This window comes from Streptococcus sanguinis (genome assembly GCF_008329445.1).
GTDB lineage: Bacteria > Bacillota > Bacilli > Lactobacillales > Streptococcaceae > Streptococcus > Streptococcus sanguinis_O.
The window spans coordinates 638,468-654,860 of the sequence record NZ_VIBR01000001.1 but is presented as its reverse complement, the minus strand read 5'-3'; the positions used below and the strand labels follow the sequence as shown (position 1 = coordinate 654,860).

The following is a 16,393-nucleotide window of genomic DNA, read 5'->3' as shown; positions in this document are numbered from 1 at the left end:
CTTTAAAGATTGAGTTCATTAAGGAAATAAGGCATTTGCTTACGCCACCAAATCCAGTCATGGGAAACATCATGGCCCCATTCAGCAAACCAAGCTGGAATATTCTTATGCTCAAAAGCTTCTTTCAGCGTGTAGAAGGAAGGTAGACCATCTTGCTCCCAGTCGCCCAAGCCAGTACAAACGATAATATCGGCCTGTCGATAGCGGTCAATAAACCAGCCATCATTTTGGTTCCAGATATAGTCAGCTGGTGAGTTTTGATAAATGACTTCGTCGTTCAAATTGTCACCAACAAAGAAACGTGCATCGTAGACACCACTGAGGGCAATCACTTTATTGAAAACATCCGGATGCTGCAGGAAGAAATTAAGAGCATGATAAGCTCCCATGGAGCAGCCTGTCGTCATCATAGGGTCAAACCAACCTGTCTTATGCTTGACGAAAGGAATAGCTTCCTCGATGACATAACGCTCATAGGCACGATGCATTTCTGCTCGGTCGTGAGGATGCTTCCAGTCCGCCAACCAACTCTCACTATCAACGCTGCTGAGAGTGAAAAATTGGACCTTACCACCCTCAATAAAACCTGCGCAGGCCTCAATCATACCGAAGTCAGCATACTCATTGTGGCTGCCGCCTGATGATGCGAAGACTATAATCGGGAGCCCAGCATGGCCATAGCGATTGATATACATTTCTCGGCCTAGATTGCCGCTCCAATGACTTAAAAATTCTACATGCATAGTTTCTACCTCTTTCTCACTGTTTGACTAGATTACCATTTCTCGCTGATAAAACGGAAACAGTCTGGCAAGTGCTCTGCCCAAGCGATTTCGTTGTGAATAGCTCCAGACTGGATCTTAATCTGAATATTGGACAATTCGACCCCAGATACAAGTAACTGCCGGAAATAACTGAGTGATGAATCAATATAGGCCTGCTTGATGTTGCCAGCCATCAATGTCTTATCTGTATCATCAGCCTCTTCTGTCCCAACATAAATGAAAACTCGCTGGTCAGTTTGAAGCGTCTTTCTCTCAATATAACGGTCAAAGGCTTCCTGATGCAGCCAATTTGCTGATGAAAAGATGCCCAGACAACCAATCTGATCTTGGTATTCAACACCGATAAACTGGCTGATATTACCCCCAAGAGAAGAGCCAATCATAGCTGTATGTAGCCGATCCGACTTGGTCCGATAATGCTGGTCAATGAAAGGCTTGACGACTTCCATGACAAACTCCGCATACTCCGTTCCCTTGCCGCCAAACTGAATACCTGGAATATTGGACTCTTGGAACTTCCAAGCTGAATACTCATTCATGCGCCGTTGGCCATCGTTATCAATAGCCACGACAATCATTTTTTCAATATCTGGATTACGCTTGATTGTCGGAATAACCTTCCACGAATGGCCGCTGAAAGACTCCTTGCTATAGAGAACGTTTTGGCCGTCGTGAAAATAAACGACCGGATAGGTCTTGTTTGTATCCTGGCTATAGTTCTTTGGAAGCAATACGCGGACACGGCGTTTCTGCTTGGTATAAGGAACGACTAACTCATGTGTTTTCATTTCAAGGTAAAAATAGGATTTATTCATTTTCAGAAAACTTTCTATTTTCAAAATTTTTATTTATTATATCACAAATTAAGCAAAAAAGTTAGGAATTTCCTAACTTTTTAATGATTTTTATTAGATAATGATAGAAAATAGATTATTTATCCAAATAAGGCTGTAAATCCTGTAGGGCACGCTCAGCAATTTTCTCATAGCGCTCCTTCTTATCACGAATCCGAGGGCCGTCTAGCTCTTTGATAATACCAAAATTGACATTCATGGGTTGGAAGTGCTTGCTGTCAGCATGAGTAACATAATGAGGCAGACTTCCAATAGCTGTTGTTTCTGGAAAGACAAGTGCTTCTTCTCCCTTGAAGAGTCGAGCAGCGTTAATACCAGCAACTAGACCTGAAGCTGCTGACTCTACGTACCCTTCAACTCCAGTCATTTGACCTGCAAAGAAAAGATTTGGCTGTTTCTTAGAGCGGAAAGTCTGTTCAAGCAGATTTGGAGAGTCCATATAGGAGTTTCGATGCATGACACCATAGCGGACAAATTCTGCATTCCCAAGGCCAGGAATCATTTGAAAGACCCGCTTTTGCTCGCCCCACTTGAGATGAGTTTGGAAGCCAACGATATTGTAAAGACTGCCTGCTGCATTGTCCTGACGAAGCTGCACCACAGCGTATGGCGTCTTATATTCACCATCTCGAGGCCCTTGGTAGTCATCTGGATATTCCAAACCAACCGGCTTCATCGGTCCATAAAGCATGGTTTTAATCCCTCGCTTAGCCATAACCTCAATAGGCATGCAGCCTTCAAAGTATTTTTCCTTTTCAAAGGAATTGAGCGGTGCTTCCTCAGCATTGACCAAAGCATCATGGAAATCCATGAATTCTTGCTTAGTCATAGGTGCATTGAGATAGGCAGCTTCGCCCTTATCATAGCGGGATTTGAGATAGACCTTGGTCATATCAATGGTATTGACATCGATGATTGGCGCTGCTGCATCGTAGAAGTAAAAACCGTCTCCCCCATTGAGCGCGTGGATTTTTTCGGCCAAAGCATCGCTGGTCAAGGGTCCTGTCGCAATAACTGTGATGGCATCCTCTGGAATTTCGGTGATTTCTTCACGAATGACCTCAATCAATGGATGATTGGTCACTAGCTCCGTTACCATCTGAGAAAAACCTTCTCTATCAACCGCTAAAGCACCACCCGCTGGCACCCGAGTCGCTTCTGCTGACCTTAAGATGACCGAGTCCAACCGTCGCATTTCTTCCTTGAGCAGACCGACTGCATTGGTCAGTGCATCTCCTCGCAGAGAGTTAGAGCAGACCAGTTCTGCAAAGTCCGCAGTTTTGTGTTGAGGAGTTGACTTAACACCCCGCATTTCATAGAGTTTGACTGGGATTCCACGCTTGGCAATCTGGTAAGCTGCTTCACTGCCAGCCAGACCAGCACCGATAACATTGATATAGGATGATGACATGATACTCTCCCTTGGATATTTCTAGATTTTCACTCTGACCATTATAACAAAAAGATAGTAAAAAAGACAGACAGGAGAATTCCTGAATGTCTATCATTTTGTCATTTTTTCCAAGTAAGCAATCTTAGCAAAATCCTTATGATTGTTATTTTCATTTCGGTAAGAATCTTGAGAAGAAGCACGGTAGATAGCTAAAAATTGCTCTGCATTCGGCAGTAGAAACTCAACATCTTCAACTTCTTTTCGAGTCAACTTCTCTAGCGGCACACCAGCGAATGCCTCCAAGGTTTCCATGGCTCCAAATTCAATAGATAAGCCTTCTTTTTGAAATTCATGCTCGTGCAGATCGACTAAGCGATAGCCCAAGCGCTCCATCATAGGCTCAATCTTGTCCATATCGTAAATACGTTCTTCATCTGGTGCTTCCCAGCCACGCTCATCACCATGAACATGAATATCAATATCACGCACCTGCCAGTCTTGTCCAGTAACTTGCTCCAGACCTAGAGAACCCATCAGAAGTGGAACAATTCCCATCTTATTCAGTTGAGACGCGATTTTTAGAAATTCTGTAAATTTATCTGTCATAAAACTTCACCTCTTCTTCAGAAAGATATTTTACGTAATATAAATTATGTAAAAATGTTATTTCACTTTTTCTTCTTCATAATCGCCATTACTGCAGACCACTTGCTTACCGCCACCACGAACTTTCTTTTCAATCAGATAATGGTCACATTTTGGACAGTTCCGACCGACTGGCTTGTCCCAAGATGTGAAATCACAGTCTGGATAACGATCACAGCCATAGAAAATGCGATTTCGCTTAGTCTTACGCTCGATAACTTGACCTTTCTGACACTGCGGGCAGGTCACACCGATTTCCTTGACAATAGCCTGAGTGTGACGACAGTCTGGGAAATTGCTGCAGGCATAGAACTTGCCAAATCTCCCCAACTTGATGACCATTGGACTACCACAGACCTCACAGTCAAAACCAGCTGGTTCATCCTTGATTTGTATTTTCTCCATTTCAGTTTCGGCTTTAGCCACTTCCTTTTCAAAAGGTTTATAAAACTCGTCAATAACTTTCTGCCATTGCTCTTTGCCAACTTCTACATCATCTAGTTTTGCTTCCATTTCTGCTGTGAATTTCACATTTACGATGCCTGGGAAGAATTCGACAATCAGAGAATTGACAATCTCCCCTAGTTCCGTCGGCTCAAAGCGCTTGGAAACAAGCTTAACGTAATATCGTTTCTGAATAGTTTCAATGGTCGGTGCATAGGTAGACGGACGACCAACACCATTTTCTTCTAAAGTCTTGATAAGAGTCGCTTCAGAATAACGAGCAGGTGGCTGGGTAAAGTGCTGTTCTGGATTGGTATTGACACGTTTGACGGTATCGCCCTTTTCCATATCTGGCAGCATTTTATTCTTGTCAGAGTCGTTGTAAATAGCCAGATAGCCATCAAACTTGACCTGACTGCCGTTGGCAGCAAATTGGACACCATTTTGCCCCAGCTTGACATTCATAGTATCAAAGACTGCTGCAGTCATTTGGCTGGCAACAAAGCGATTCCAAATTAGCGTATAGAGTTTAAGTTGATCCTTATCCAGATACTTTGCGATACTTTCCGGTGTATTGAAAACGCTGGAAGGACGAATGGCTTCGTGGGCATCTTGAGCGCCAGAAGCGTTCTTGGCCTTGCTGCCATGTTTGGAATATTTGGCGCCAAATTTATCCGTGATAAAGCTTGCTGCTTCATTTTGCGCTACTGGGCTGATACGAGTTGAGTCGGTACGCATGTACGTAATCAGACCTTGTACGCCAGAACCGATATTAATCCCCTCATAGAGCTGCTGAGCCACCATCATGGTCTTACGAGTCCGGAAATTAATCTTATTAGCAGCATCCTGCTGCATAGAGGAAGTCGTGTAGGGCAGCGGAGCATTGCGTCGACGCTCTTTCTTTTCAACGCTGTCGACCATAAAATCATCTCCTTTGAGATGAGAAAGCACTTCTTTGACCTCGTCGTTATTTGTCAGCTTCATCTTTTTGCCATTCATACCATAGAAGCTGGCCTGAAACTGACGAGTTCCCTTCTTGAAGGTTCCGTCAATTGTCCAGTATTCTTCTGGTTTGAAGGCATTGATTTCATTTTCCCGGTCGATAATCAGCTTGAGCGCGACAGACTGCACCCGGCCAGCTGACAGGCCTTTTTTGACTTTCTTCCAGAGAATAGGAGAAATGGAATAACCCACCAAGCGGTCCAAAACTCGACGAGCCTGCTGGGCATCGACCAGATCCATATCAATCTGGCGCGGCTCTTTAAATGCATTCTTGACCGCATCTTTGGTAATTTCATTAAAGACGACACGGTTTTTTTCTTTCTCATCCAGATTCAAAATGTGAGCCAGATGCCAAGAAATAGCTTCTCCTTCGCGGTCCGGGTCACTTGCCAGAAAGACTTGCTTAGCTTTCTTCGCTTCTTTTTTCAAGTCATTAATCAACGGACCTTTACCACGAATATTGATGTATTGTGGCTCATAGTTATTCTCAAAATCAATGGACATAGTAGACTTTTTCAGGTCACGAATATGCCCGACACTGGCCAGAACCTTGTAGTTTCGTCCCAGATATTTTTCTATTGTTTTTGCCTTAGCAGGCGACTCTACGATGACAAGATTTTTCTTGGTCGTAGACTTTTTCTTTGTTTTTGTTACCAATTTAGACACCTTCTATAAGAAATAAATCTCATAGAGTTTAAACTATTTTTTGATAGATGTCAACTGCTAACTTTTCTTATAGGAAAACTCGTTTTAAAAATCAAACTCAGAAAGGACGTCAGAGCCTGATGTGATGCACTTTGCACCCTCTTGAATCAAATGATGGCAACCGTCAGATTTTCCATCTAAAATTGACCCTGGAATAGCAAAGACATCCCGCCCTTCTTCCATGGCTCGCTCACAGGTAATCAGACTGCCTGAGCGCAACTTAGCTTCTGCCACGATGACGCCTCGACAGAGACCGGCGATGATACGATTCCGCTCTGGAAAATGAAATTTCAAGGGCTGTTCACCTGGACCATACTCTGTCAGCAATAAATGATTTTTGCCAATGTAAGCTTGTAATTTTTTGTTAGCCTTGGGATAGAAGACATCTAATCCCGTTCCGATGACAGCAATGGTCTGACCTCCGTTTTGCAGGGCAGCCATGTGAGCCGCTGTATCAATCCCACGAGCCAGGCCACTGACGATAACCAATTCATTATTTAGCTCCTTGATAATCTTTTGTACGGAGGCATTTCCTTGCTTGCTGCTGTCTCTACTGCCAACGACCGCAGCTTTGGGCAATTCTAGTAGATTTAGATTTCCTTGATAGAATAACAAGGTCGGGGCATCATAAATTTCGCATAAATCCCAAGGATAAATATCATCCAAGATAGAAAAGGACGGAAAAAGTTCAAATTCTTCCTTCAAAGCCGGTAAATCAAGCCTCTTATATTTCTCTATAAAGAGTGCAGGATTGCGGCACTCAGATACGACAGCCTTATCTCGCAGAGAAAGCTTGCCATCTCTACTCTCGGCGTATCTCAAAACATTTAAAACCTGATGATTGGTCAAGCCAGCTCTTTTCATTTTATAAATTTCAAAATTATTCATTTTTTCACCTCACTTTCTTATTCGTAAAAAAGTTCAAAAAAGAACTGCAGTACAGTTCCTTCTTTACGATTTTATTTAATTTGATGTTGTCAATAGCTAGTTTCCTTGCCCATTGCCTTTAACACTCTTTATGAACAGGAATTTCCTTAATAATTCGCGCTGGATTACCAGCCAAGACTACATTGTCGCCAAAAGACTTGGTAACAACCGCTCCTGCTCCGACTACCACATTATCTCCTAGTGTCACGCCTGGCAGAATTGTCACACCTCCGCCAGCCCAAAAGTTATTACCAATAGTGATTGGGGCTCCGTACTCAATTCCGGAATTTCTTTCCACTGGATCAAGCGGATGAAGAGGTGTCAGAAGCTGGCAATTTGGACCAAGCAAAGCATTATCTCCGATGCGAATCGGGCAAACGTCCAACATAGTCAGATTCCAGTTAGAATAAAAATTCTCCCCTAGATGAATATTGATTCCATAATCACAGACCAAGTCAGGCTTCATAGCAAGATTCTCCCCTGTGCTGCCAAACCATTCTTTGATAATAGCCGTGCGCTTGACACTGTCTTGTTCTTGGTTAAAACGATATTGAAATTTCTTTGACCTTGCTGCCAATTCTCTTAATTCACTGTCTTGCGGTCTATAAATCTCTCCAGCAATCATTTTTTCGTATTCGCTTTGCATATCATCCTCCTTTTCATGCGTGACAAATGGATGGTCAGGTAAAGTTGTTCATCCTCTGATGTTTGGTAATTTCTGGTTTGCTTTAAAAATTCAGCAATCTTCCTAGTGGTTTCATAAGCCAAGGGATACTTACATTTAAGTAAGTCAAACATCTCATTGTCCTCCAAGTCACAGTGTCCTCTATCAGTCAGGACTCGTTCACAGAAAAATTTCAGATGGGTCATGAAGCGCTCTAGGTAGATGTCTTCCTCGTCTAAAGAAATTTCCAAACTGTACTTGACAATGGTCATGATTTCCTCCATCATCATAGTCAAATCACGCGCAGTTCCGTCGCCATTTTCCAGCTCTGCATTGACCAAGGTCAGCGCCATAAAAGCTGCTTCATCATCTGGAAGTTCCTTGCTGACATAAGCACTCAAAAGCTGTTTGGCATACTGACCAACCTCAAACTCAGTAGGAAAGAATCGTTTAATATCCCACATAAGGAAATTCTTGAGATAAATACCATCTTCCAAGCGCAGCAAGACTCCGTGGATATGATCTGCCATCGCCAGAAAAGCACTGTCTTTGAGCTTCTTCTGCAGTTTCTCCTTTGCGAAAGAAATAATCTTATCTGACATTTCCATGACCTCTGCTGGCAACTCCATCAGAAGCTGTCGTCTATTTTCTGACAAGACATACTTTTTCTCAATCAGCTCATCTGGAATCTCCTGGCCAACTTTTCTACCAAAGGCTAGTCCTCGCCCCATGAGAATAACTTCTTCTTGGTTTTCTTCAGAAATCACCACATTATTGTTTAAGATTTTACTGATTAGCATGCCTCACCTCTTCGTGCCTATTCACACATAGATTTTACGGGTTCAAATGTCTTGCGATGAATAGGAGTTACGCCGTTTCTTTCCAATCCCTGCAAATGGCTCTTAGTCCCATAACCGGCATTTTGCGCAAAATCATAGCCAGGATATTCCTTATCGTAGTCTGCCATCAGCTTATCTCGAGAAACCTTAGCCACAATACTGGCTGCCGCAATAGATAGAGAGTTGGCATCGCCTTTGATGATAGAATCTTGCGGGATTTCAACATCTAGCTTCATAGCATCAATCAGCAGATAATCTGGCTTGAGACAAAGCTTAGACAAAGCCTCTTTCATAGCAAGCTTGGTCGCTTCGTAGATATTGACTTGATCAATAATCTCATTGTCTATCAGGCCAACACCGACTGCCAAGGCTTTATCCATGACTGCTTGATAGATATCTTGGTGCTTTTTCTTGGGTATCTTCTTGCTGTCGTTGAGCCCCTTAATCTTACATCCTGGAGGTAAGATAACAGCTGCAGCGACAACAGGTCCAGCTAGAGGACCACGACCGACTTCATCAATCCCAGCAATCGCCTGATAGCCAGCTTGATAAAGGTCTTTTTCATAACGTAACATCTGCTCCAGACGCAGTTCCTCGTCTAACTCCACCTGAATGGCTCTTTTACGCTTTTCAATCGCCTTTTGAACTCCGCTCCGCTGGTCATTAGCTGCTTCTGCAAGAAAAGGATCAGCCAAATCAGTCACTAACTCTAAACGTTGCTGGATTTCTTTAATCGTTGCCATCTAGTTCACCAACCATATCCAGACAATAACGGCCTAACTTGCCATCGCGGACATCTTTGACAAAAAGGCTGTAAAAACGGTCATAGTCATCGCGAAAGCCGAGTTTTTTGGTCATATCCATAATCATGTCTGGCGCTTCTTGGCTTAGATCCAGCTGTTTGAAGCGTGCTGTCAGCTCTTCAGGATAATGCTCCTTAAAGTAATTGAGGCCAAAAATCGTTACCTCATCCATAGGCAGCAGATTATCCTTAATAGCACCAGTCAGAGCAAGCTTGAGAGCAACCGTCTCATCTTCAAACTTAGGCCAGAGTATTCCTGGTGTATCCAAGATTTCCAAGTCTTTATTTGACTTGAGCCATTGCTGACCTTTGGTCACACCTGGCTTATTCCCTACAACAGCGATTTTCTTACCAGCTAAGCGATTCATGAGGGTTGATTTGCCAGCATTGGGAATACCGATTATCATGGTACGCAGGGTTTCGATGCGAATTCCTCTCTCTTTTTGACGTGTCAATTTGTCGGCCATAAGCTTCTTAGCTGCATCTGTTACTTTTTTAACAGCAGATTGCTCTTTGGAATTAATAGACAAAGTCGGAATCCCCTGGCTTTCAAAATAGCTCTGCCATTCCTTGATACGAACAGGGTCAGCCAAATCAGCCTTGTTTAAAATCAAAAGCTTGGGTTTGTCACCCACAATCTTAGTCAGCATAGGATTTTGACTGGATAAAGGAAGTCTGGCATCAACCAGTATCGTCACAAAATCAACAAACTTAATATTTTCCTGTACCTGTCTCCGTGCCTTAGACATATGACCCGGAAACCATTGAATCGTTGCCATAATTTATCCTTTCAACGAATATCATTGATAAAATTTTATATCTTTAACTATTTTAACATATTTCTAGGATTTAAGAGGGTGAATTCTAAAGCGATACTCTCTACCGCAAGAGTAAAAAAAGCCCTAGCGGGCTTTCTAACTTTATCTTACTTGTTCAAAATGCAGATGTACAGCGATATGATCTCCATAGCCGTTGCGCTCTAAATCGCGCTGCAAGCGATAGGAAATATAATGCTCGGCAATAGTAATATAACCCGCACCCAAGAGGCGGCTTTCAACCATGGACTGAATCATGCTAATCGTCGCACGTTCAACCTTAGCTTCTTCCAAATCCAGAACAACTTTCTTTGTAACCTGCGCTAAATTCTGACGCAAATCATCTGTCAACACATAGACTGTCTGAGCTGCCTTTAAAACTGCTTGATAAATTTTATCTGGGTCAAATTCTACAACCTCACCACTCCGTTTAATAACTTGCATAAAAAACTCCTTTTATAATATATATTTCTAATCTAATGTATGTCTCTAACATGACTGCTGCCAATCCAGTTGTCTATAGTCCGCTCCAAAAGAATTCTGGAAGCTAGACTACACCTTAACATTATATAATTTTTTCCAATATTTTTCAAAGGAAGCTCTCTTTTTTATATGCTCTTCAAAAACTATCAGATTCTGAATTCACTTTTCAGTTTAAGTCAATACAACTAAAATAACAAGCCAAACACTATGTATCGGATTTCTCTAATGTTATGTCCTGTCTTTTATAACGATAGTGCATTTTCCAGTGATTTTCAGATACTTCTTCTAAACTCAATGTTTTGTTAATAGCCTTAAAGGACAATTTTTCTTCTTCAACTCTCTTTAAGAGCTCAACTAATAACTCTCCTCCAGCGTTCAGAGAAATTAAACTATCATCTTCACTATCATATTGAAGTAGAATTTTCTTTGTTGGTTTGTGAATGATGTTATAAAGATTGAAAGCTTTATCAATTTCAAAATTTTTCTCTTTGTCAGCCACCATTGACAAACTGTGCAGCTCCAACTGACCAATTTTAAAAGCTCCAAAAAGACTAAAAACTATCCCTAACGCAGCAAGTGTTTCCCAGATGAAAGAGAAAAGTTTCAAATCCCAATCCGTTATCAGTATAAGAAGTAAATAAATAATTCCTAAAATAGATCCAAGTAAAATCAATCCTGAACCATAGCAACCTGCCTTATCACCAGTTCGGATAACTGGCTTATCATAAACTTTTTTGCCTTCGAGTTTTTCCAGTCTATGCTTAGCCTTATACTCCTCAATTCGTTCACTATGTTTTTCTGTCACAAATTTCAATTCTTTCTTTATTATTTTTATCTATGTTAATCCTAAAACTGCTGTTATCAATCAATAATCCGGTCTCAGGACGCCTTTAACAGTCTCTTTGGTCGCTTGATAGTCACCATCAACCACGACCTTAATAATACGTTTGGCATCTTCTTCAGGTGCAGGCACAAGCGGTAAGCGGGTTGGGCCTGCTGCAAATCCTAAATAATTTAGAACTGCCTTGACTGGAGCTGGACTTGGATAAGAGAAGAGTGCATTGACTTTAGGGATGAATTTCCGTTGGATAGCTGCTGCTTTTTTGATGTCATTGTGCTCAATAGCATCCAGCATTTCAAACATTTCATCACCGTTTGTGTGAGAAGCAACAGAAATAACTCCATCAGCCCCCAGATTCATAGCATGAAAGGCATCGCCATCCTCACCAGTGTAAATCAGAAACTCCTCTGGACGATGCTCAATCAGATAGGCCATATTCGCCAGACTGGTACATTCTTTAACGCCGATAATATTTGGATGCTCTGCCAACCTCAGCATAGTCTCAGGTGTCATCTCAACTACTACTCGTCCAGGTATATTATAGATAATGATCGGCAGGTTTGAAGCATCCGCAATGGCTTTAAAGTGCTGATACATGCCTTCTTGAGAAGGTTTATTGTAATAGGGTACGATGGCCAAACCAGCCGCAAAACCACCAAATTCATCTACTTCTTTGACGAATTCGATAGAGTCGCGTGTTTCGTTGGTACCGACACCCGCAATCAAAGGAACACGCCCCTTGACAACCTTTTGAACTGCCGCAAATAGCTCCAATTCTTCATCGTGGGTCAGAGTTGGACTTTCAGCAGTCGTTCCAGCTAGCAAAATCCCATCAGTATGATGTGCCAAAAGGTGCTCAATCAAGTCTGGGATAGCTTCAAAATTGATGGAACCATCTTCATGAAAAGGAGTAATAAAAGCTGTGATGATTTTACAGTTTTTCAGATCCGCATATGCCATAAACTTACCTCTCTTTATACGAAAAGAGGGTTGAAAGAACGATTATTCAACCCTGTGCTGTCAAGTTTCCTTGGTCACTTTATTTTAATTCAAAAACAATTTCTGCTGTTGGACGAACTAAACCACGCTCATGCAGTGTCTCTGCGATTTGAACAGAATTCCAAGCCGCCCCCTTAAGAAGATTGTCTGAAACAACCCACATATGGATTCCTTTTTCTGCATCAAGATCCTTACGAATCCGGCCAACAAAGGTTTCTTTCTTACCAACCGCATTGATTGCTTGCGGATAAACCTGATGAGCTACATCATCTTCCAGAACAGCACCTGGAAAAGCTGCGATTGCTGCTTTTACCTGGTCAATAGGTGCAACTTCCTTAGTCTCGATGTAGACAGACTCTGAGTGAGCAGATAAAATCGGAAGACGAACACAAGTCGCAGAAACAGCAATAGAATCATCTTCCATGATTTTCTTAGTTTCCTTTGTCATCTTCATCTCTTCATAAGTGTAGTCGTTATCTGTAAAGACATCAATCTGAGGTAAGGCATTAAAGGCAATAGGATAATGCTTCTTATCACCGCCACACGGCAGGATATTGGCTTCCGCGTCCTTAGGATTTACACCATCATTGAGAACAGAGCGTAATTGAGCTTGAGTTTCAAGAATGGCTCCCATACCTGCACCAGAAACAGCTTGATAAGTTGAAACGATGATACGGTCCAATCCCCATTTTTGACGAACAGGCTCTAAAGCTACCATCATCTGAATTGTCGAGCAGTTAGGGCAAGCGATAATTCCCTTGTGCTGATCTAAGGCATGGGCGTTGACTTCTGGAACAACCAGAGGAACATCAGGATTTTGACGGAAATAAGAGGTGTTATCGACCACCACCGCTCCGGCTTTAACTGCGTAAGGAGCGTATTTTGCTGAGGTAGAACCACCAGCTGAGAAGAGAGCAATATCTACACCTTCAAAAGCCGTCTCAGTCGTCTCTTCGATAGTAATATCTTGTCCCTTGAATTGGAGAACTTTTCCAGCTGAACGAGCAGACGCCAGATAGTGTATTTTATCAATTGGAAGGCTAGATTCTTCCAGCATTTTAATCATTTGAGATCCAACGGCGCCAGTGGCACCTACTACAGCAACTGTATATCCCATGCGATAACCTCTCTGAATTTTCAAAAAATTTTGTATTGTTAGTATTATACTATTTTTAGGGAAAAATGCAAATATTTCTGAAGAATATAAGTGCGATATTTCGATAAACTACACTAACACACATGTCTCTCTATGAGAACTTTCAAGGTTTACAGATTTTGTTCTCACGAACAAAACTGCATCCATTGCTCTACGACTCAACTGCCTTCTGCGAAGTTGTTTCATCAAGAGCAATAAAAAATCCCCAATCCGTAGACTGGGGATAAGGGCACTTTCGTGTGATCAGCAGGTTCACACAACTGATCAAAGTCCGCTCCTGCGTTATGACCTCCCATGCTTCAATTTGCAGAAAATCTGCATATCGACTCATCGCACGAAATATAGTTTACCTTATCTTTTTCCGTTTTGTCAAGGTATTTAATCTAAAAGTATGTGTCTCAATTTTTGAGAAGATAAAAAAAATAGCAGAAATTCAAGGAAATGAGATGCAAACGTATACAATCGTTCACTTCAGCCTTGACATTCTCTACTTTATGCTGTAAACTAGATTAAAGACTGAGTAACACAACTGTACTTGTTTACTCGGTGGAGGTAGGTGTTAGCGCACCTGCCTCTTTTTTGTTTCTTATTGCTATAATTATACAACTAATTTCAAGCGATGTCAACAGAAAAATGATGACGGCATGTCAAATAAACCCTAGAGTTTTCAACCCCAGAAGAACTATACAGGACTGTTTGATTATCTTAGGATAGTAGCACCTTTTTTATGACTTTGACGTCGAGCTTTATGTGACTTTCTTCCCTCTCCAATCTGAAAATTCCGCTTTAGACTGTCCAAATGGTTCATATATTTTCTTACTTTTCCTCCAGAAACTTTATCTAACGCTTTCATTTTTTGGGATGCTTTACGCCAGTCCCCGAAAAACAACTCTCTTAGGGTTCCTTCTTCTACAGCTAATATCATATTTGCCATAATCTCAGCCCCCTCTAAACTCCAGATCATTCCCTGATTTTTCATTCTGTAAGTAAGGCGCCTGTGCTGTGACTCCATCACCCCAATTCCTTTCTTTGGGAGATTGCGAAGCGATGCAGGCTTTGTATAACTAAAATTACGCTTCAGCCTTCTGGCAAAGTCCTGAAAAGTAGCCGTTTCTTCCTCGTCGTCAATTAGACTTTCTGTCGTGTCAATGGTTGTTTGAAGAAGGTCAAAGTCATGCTGATAAATAGCCTGTTTCAAAAGTTCTTTTAGCTCTTCTGGCTGCGCTTTATAATTCTTTTCTATCTCTTGCTGCAAATGGTAAGGGTCCCAGAAATGCTCATGTCTTTGAACTTTAAAAGCGGTCGCAAAATCCTTGAAAACTCTGCCTCCATATCCCGGACCGCCATCAGAGTTAGTAATCAGGGTTGTTCCCTTTCCTGTTTTATAGGTCTGATGCACGTAATCTAATACCTGCTCTTTGGCTTTGCTTCCAGATAAAGAAAGCACGTTCTTTTTATTTTTTAACTGCCTGCGTTTGGACTGGCCGACCTGCTCGCTTCCTGTATGGATGACGTAATGAGAGATATTGCTATATTTGGCTTCCTCTCCTTGTTTAGATCGTGTTTTAACCCAGACTCCATCACCCTCAATGTAGAGCCTTTCAGGGCTTGTTTTGTTTTCCTCTATGGCTTCCGGAAGAGACAAGAGGTCATATTCTTCCTGCTCCTTCTTGAGCGCTGCAGCACGCTTAACAGCTTTCAGGACAGTGTCTTTTGTTAGATTGATACCAGTCATGAACTCTATCAAATCCGCTGTTTTGCGGTAAGTGGTACACGTTGAAATCTGGTTAATTTGATAAATCAGCTCCATGCTGAAACGGCTGTGTTTCTCTAAACCAAGCCATTCATCCACTGGCACCTTGCAGGTTCCTTTTTTGTACCAGCGGTTTCTTTCAAAGCAAATTTCCCCAAAGATAAAAGCAACTGTACGGGCTGATCTATTTTTCAATTTGTAGCCCCTGGCACGCATAGACGGGGCTACCTGATCATCATATCGAGTTACAGCCTTCAGGAAGGCTTCTTCATTCTGCTTTCTCAAATCTTCTAAAAATTTTCTTTCATCCAGGACAGTCACACCCATAAGCTAACCCCTTTCTAAAACTTAGGTATTATATTATTGTTTTTTGATAAAATTTTCAAGTCCATGATAAAAAAAAGAGCCTGACCAACAGGCCAGGCATGAGATAGTTGTTAGGGTTACCACCTCACAACCAGTATAACACAAACTTTAGAATAGTTTGGAAACAATCGCATCATATAGCCAGCTTTCAAAGTGGGCTATTTTACGATAAAAGGTGCTGCCAACTCCAAAATATTTTTTATGCCAGCTTTTCAATTTTCTCAGCATCTCTTTCCTCCTTCAAGTGATAAGAAAAGTTTATCATGTACTAAATATTTTGTAGTAGTTCTCTTCTGAAATGTCATTTTTTATCCCGGAAATGACAAAAAAAGACCTTTCAAGTAGAAAGGTCAGAAGATATTTTTTGATTATGACTGGAATATTGCTTTATAAGTCAGAGTTAAAAGTCTAAAGGAATTACTTCGTCACGTCCTGCCAGAGTATTTCTCATGTAGAGTGAGTAATCATCCAGTCCATATTTTTGAACTGCCTCTTTGTATAAATTCTCGCCCCAATTCATTGGACTCATACCTGATATATAGTCTAGGATAATGACTTTGGAAGATGCTTGAGATTCTTTATTAATTTGACATATACTGTAGTAATCAGTTGAACCAATAAAGAGGAGCTTATTCTCTGGCTCTTGTAGAGCCAGGTCTAAGACAGCTAGTTCTCGTTCGTTTGACTCATCCACAATTTTCCTACTCAAACTCTCGTTATTCGTAACTTCAACAAGTCTTGCATTGCGTTGTGAATTGTTCATATGTTAGTTCTCCTTTAATCATTTATATAATTATATTATACCATAAATTATCAATGTATTCGTTTTAAAACGAATTATTTATGACTGTTCTGTGTATATATTTATATATAATTTAGCTATAAATGCTATATAAATAGGATATAAAATCGGATATATA

The 16,393-nt window shown here is 41.4% G+C and carries 16 protein-coding genes; all 16 read right to left on the bottom strand.

What is annotated here, in order from left to right:
- Positions 1-2: 2 nt before the first annotated feature.
- Positions 3-743, bottom strand: coding sequence for an esterase family protein (locus FKX92_RS03410; protein WP_149565542.1), 741 nt, complete (start codon positions 741-743; stop codon positions 3-5).
- A 32-nt stretch (positions 744-775) separates the two neighbouring features.
- Positions 776-1,600, bottom strand: coding sequence for an alpha/beta hydrolase (locus FKX92_RS03405; protein ID WP_149565541.1), 825 nt, complete (start codon positions 1,598-1,600; stop codon positions 776-778).
- A gap of 115 nt (positions 1,601-1,715) precedes the next feature.
- Positions 1,716-3,050, bottom strand: a complete 1,335-nt coding sequence (trmFO, locus tag FKX92_RS03400) for a methylenetetrahydrofolate--tRNA-(uracil(54)-C(5))-methyltransferase (FADH(2)-oxidizing) TrmFO (RefSeq protein ID WP_149565540.1) — start codon at positions 3,048-3,050, stop codon at positions 1,716-1,718.
- A gap of 93 nt (positions 3,051-3,143) precedes the next feature.
- On the bottom strand, positions 3,144-3,638 hold the full coding sequence (locus FKX92_RS03395) for a phosphoribosylanthranilate isomerase (protein WP_149565539.1): 495 nt from the start codon (positions 3,636-3,638) through the stop codon (positions 3,144-3,146).
- 57 nt (positions 3,639-3,695) lie between these two features.
- On the bottom strand, positions 3,696-5,789 hold the full coding sequence (gene topA / locus FKX92_RS03390) for a type I DNA topoisomerase (protein WP_149565538.1): 2,094 nt from the start codon (positions 5,787-5,789) through the stop codon (positions 3,696-3,698).
- A gap of 84 nt (positions 5,790-5,873) precedes the next feature.
- The gene (gene dprA, locus FKX92_RS03385; protein ID WP_149565537.1) at positions 5,874-6,716 is read right to left on the bottom strand and encodes a DNA-processing protein DprA; all 843 of its coding nucleotides are present in this window, start codon (positions 6,714-6,716) and stop codon (positions 5,874-5,876) included.
- A gap of 118 nt (positions 6,717-6,834) precedes the next feature.
- On the bottom strand, positions 6,835-7,401 hold the full coding sequence (locus FKX92_RS03380; protein WP_149565536.1) for a sugar O-acetyltransferase: 567 nt from the start codon (positions 7,399-7,401) through the stop codon (positions 6,835-6,837).
- Positions 7,377-8,219 carry a PRD domain-containing protein gene (locus FKX92_RS03375; RefSeq protein WP_149565535.1) on the bottom strand — a complete coding sequence of 281 codons (843 nt, stop codon included), beginning with the start codon at positions 8,217-8,219 and terminating at the stop codon, positions 7,377-7,379. The genes FKX92_RS03380 and FKX92_RS03375 overlap by 25 nt, the downstream gene beginning before the upstream one ends.
- 17 nt (positions 8,220-8,236) lie before the next feature.
- Entirely contained in the window at positions 8,237-9,001 is a 765-nt protein-coding gene (locus FKX92_RS03370) for a ribonuclease HII (RefSeq protein ID WP_149565534.1), read from the bottom strand.
- Positions 8,988-9,839, bottom strand: coding sequence for a ribosome biogenesis GTPase YlqF (gene ylqF, locus FKX92_RS03365; protein ID WP_149565533.1), 852 nt, complete (start codon positions 9,837-9,839; stop codon positions 8,988-8,990). Before ylqF ends, FKX92_RS03370 begins: the two co-directional genes overlap by 14 nt.
- Before the next feature lie 141 nt (positions 9,840-9,980).
- Positions 9,981-10,319, bottom strand: a complete 339-nt coding sequence (locus FKX92_RS03360) for an ATP cone domain-containing protein (protein WP_002895476.1) — start codon at positions 10,317-10,319, stop codon at positions 9,981-9,983.
- Between the two features lie 244 nt (positions 10,320-10,563).
- Positions 10,564-11,163: a hypothetical protein gene (locus FKX92_RS03355; RefSeq protein WP_125378452.1), complete on the bottom strand. Its 600-nt coding sequence runs from the start codon at positions 11,161-11,163 to the stop codon at positions 10,564-10,566.
- 60 nt (positions 11,164-11,223) lie between these two features.
- Positions 11,224-12,159 (bottom strand): 4-hydroxy-tetrahydrodipicolinate synthase, encoded by a 936-nt coding sequence (gene dapA, locus FKX92_RS03350; RefSeq protein WP_002902934.1) that lies wholly within the window; start codon positions 12,157-12,159, stop codon positions 11,224-11,226.
- Between the two features lie 79 nt (positions 12,160-12,238).
- Complete coding sequence (locus FKX92_RS03345; RefSeq protein ID WP_149565532.1) at positions 12,239-13,315, bottom strand: aspartate-semialdehyde dehydrogenase; 1,077 nt, start codon at positions 13,313-13,315, stop codon at positions 12,239-12,241.
- 739 nt (positions 13,316-14,054) lie between these two features.
- A complete protein-coding gene (locus FKX92_RS03340; RefSeq protein ID WP_149565531.1) occupies positions 14,055-15,434 on the bottom strand; it encodes an ISLre2 family transposase in 1,380 nt (459 codons plus the stop codon).
- Between the two features lie 439 nt (positions 15,435-15,873).
- On the bottom strand, positions 15,874-16,236 hold the full coding sequence (locus tag FKX92_RS03335; RefSeq protein ID WP_149565530.1) for a hypothetical protein: 363 nt from the start codon (positions 16,234-16,236) through the stop codon (positions 15,874-15,876).
- Positions 16,237-16,393 lie beyond the last annotated feature (157 nt).

Bases quoted from the DNA above. Each gene is read 5' to 3' on its own strand.
- FKX92_RS03410 (WP_149565542.1), bottom strand. From the start codon at position 743: ATGCATGTAGAATTTTTAAGTCATTGGAGCGGCAATCTAGGCCGAGAA.
- FKX92_RS03405 (WP_149565541.1), bottom strand. From the start codon at position 1,600: ATGAATAAATCCTATTTTTACCTTGAAATGAAAACACATGAGTTAGTC.
- trmFO (WP_149565540.1), bottom strand. From the start codon at position 3,050: ATGTCATCATCCTATATCAATGTTATCGGTGCTGGTCTGGCTGGCAGT.
- FKX92_RS03395 (WP_149565539.1), bottom strand. From the start codon at position 3,638: ATGACAGATAAATTTACAGAATTTCTAAAAATCGCGTCTCAACTGAAT.
- dprA (WP_149565537.1), bottom strand. From the start codon at position 6,716: ATGAATAATTTTGAAATTTATAAAATGAAAAGAGCTGGCTTGACCAAT.
- FKX92_RS03380 (WP_149565536.1), bottom strand. From the start codon at position 7,401: ATGCAAAGCGAATACGAAAAAATGATTGCTGGAGAGATTTATAGACCG.
- FKX92_RS03375 (WP_149565535.1), bottom strand. From the start codon at position 8,219: ATGCTAATCAGTAAAATCTTAAACAATAATGTGGTGATTTCTGAAGAA.
- FKX92_RS03370 (WP_149565534.1), bottom strand. From the start codon at position 9,001: ATGGCAACGATTAAAGAAATCCAGCAACGTTTAGAGTTAGTGACTGAT.
- ylqF (WP_149565533.1), bottom strand. From the start codon at position 9,839: ATGGCAACGATTCAATGGTTTCCGGGTCATATGTCTAAGGCACGGAGA.
- FKX92_RS03360 (WP_002895476.1), bottom strand. From the start codon at position 10,319: ATGCAAGTTATTAAACGGAGTGGTGAGGTTGTAGAATTTGACCCAGAT.
- dapA (WP_002902934.1), bottom strand. From the start codon at position 12,159: ATGGCATATGCGGATCTGAAAAACTGTAAAATCATCACAGCTTTTATT.
- FKX92_RS03345 (WP_149565532.1), bottom strand. From the start codon at position 13,315: ATGGGATATACAGTTGCTGTAGTAGGTGCCACTGGCGCCGTTGGATCT.
- FKX92_RS03340 (WP_149565531.1), bottom strand. From the start codon at position 15,434: ATGGGTGTGACTGTCCTGGATGAAAGAAAATTTTTAGAAGATTTGAGA.
- FKX92_RS03335 (WP_149565530.1), bottom strand. From the start codon at position 16,236: ATGAACAATTCACAACGCAATGCAAGACTTGTTGAAGTTACGAATAAC.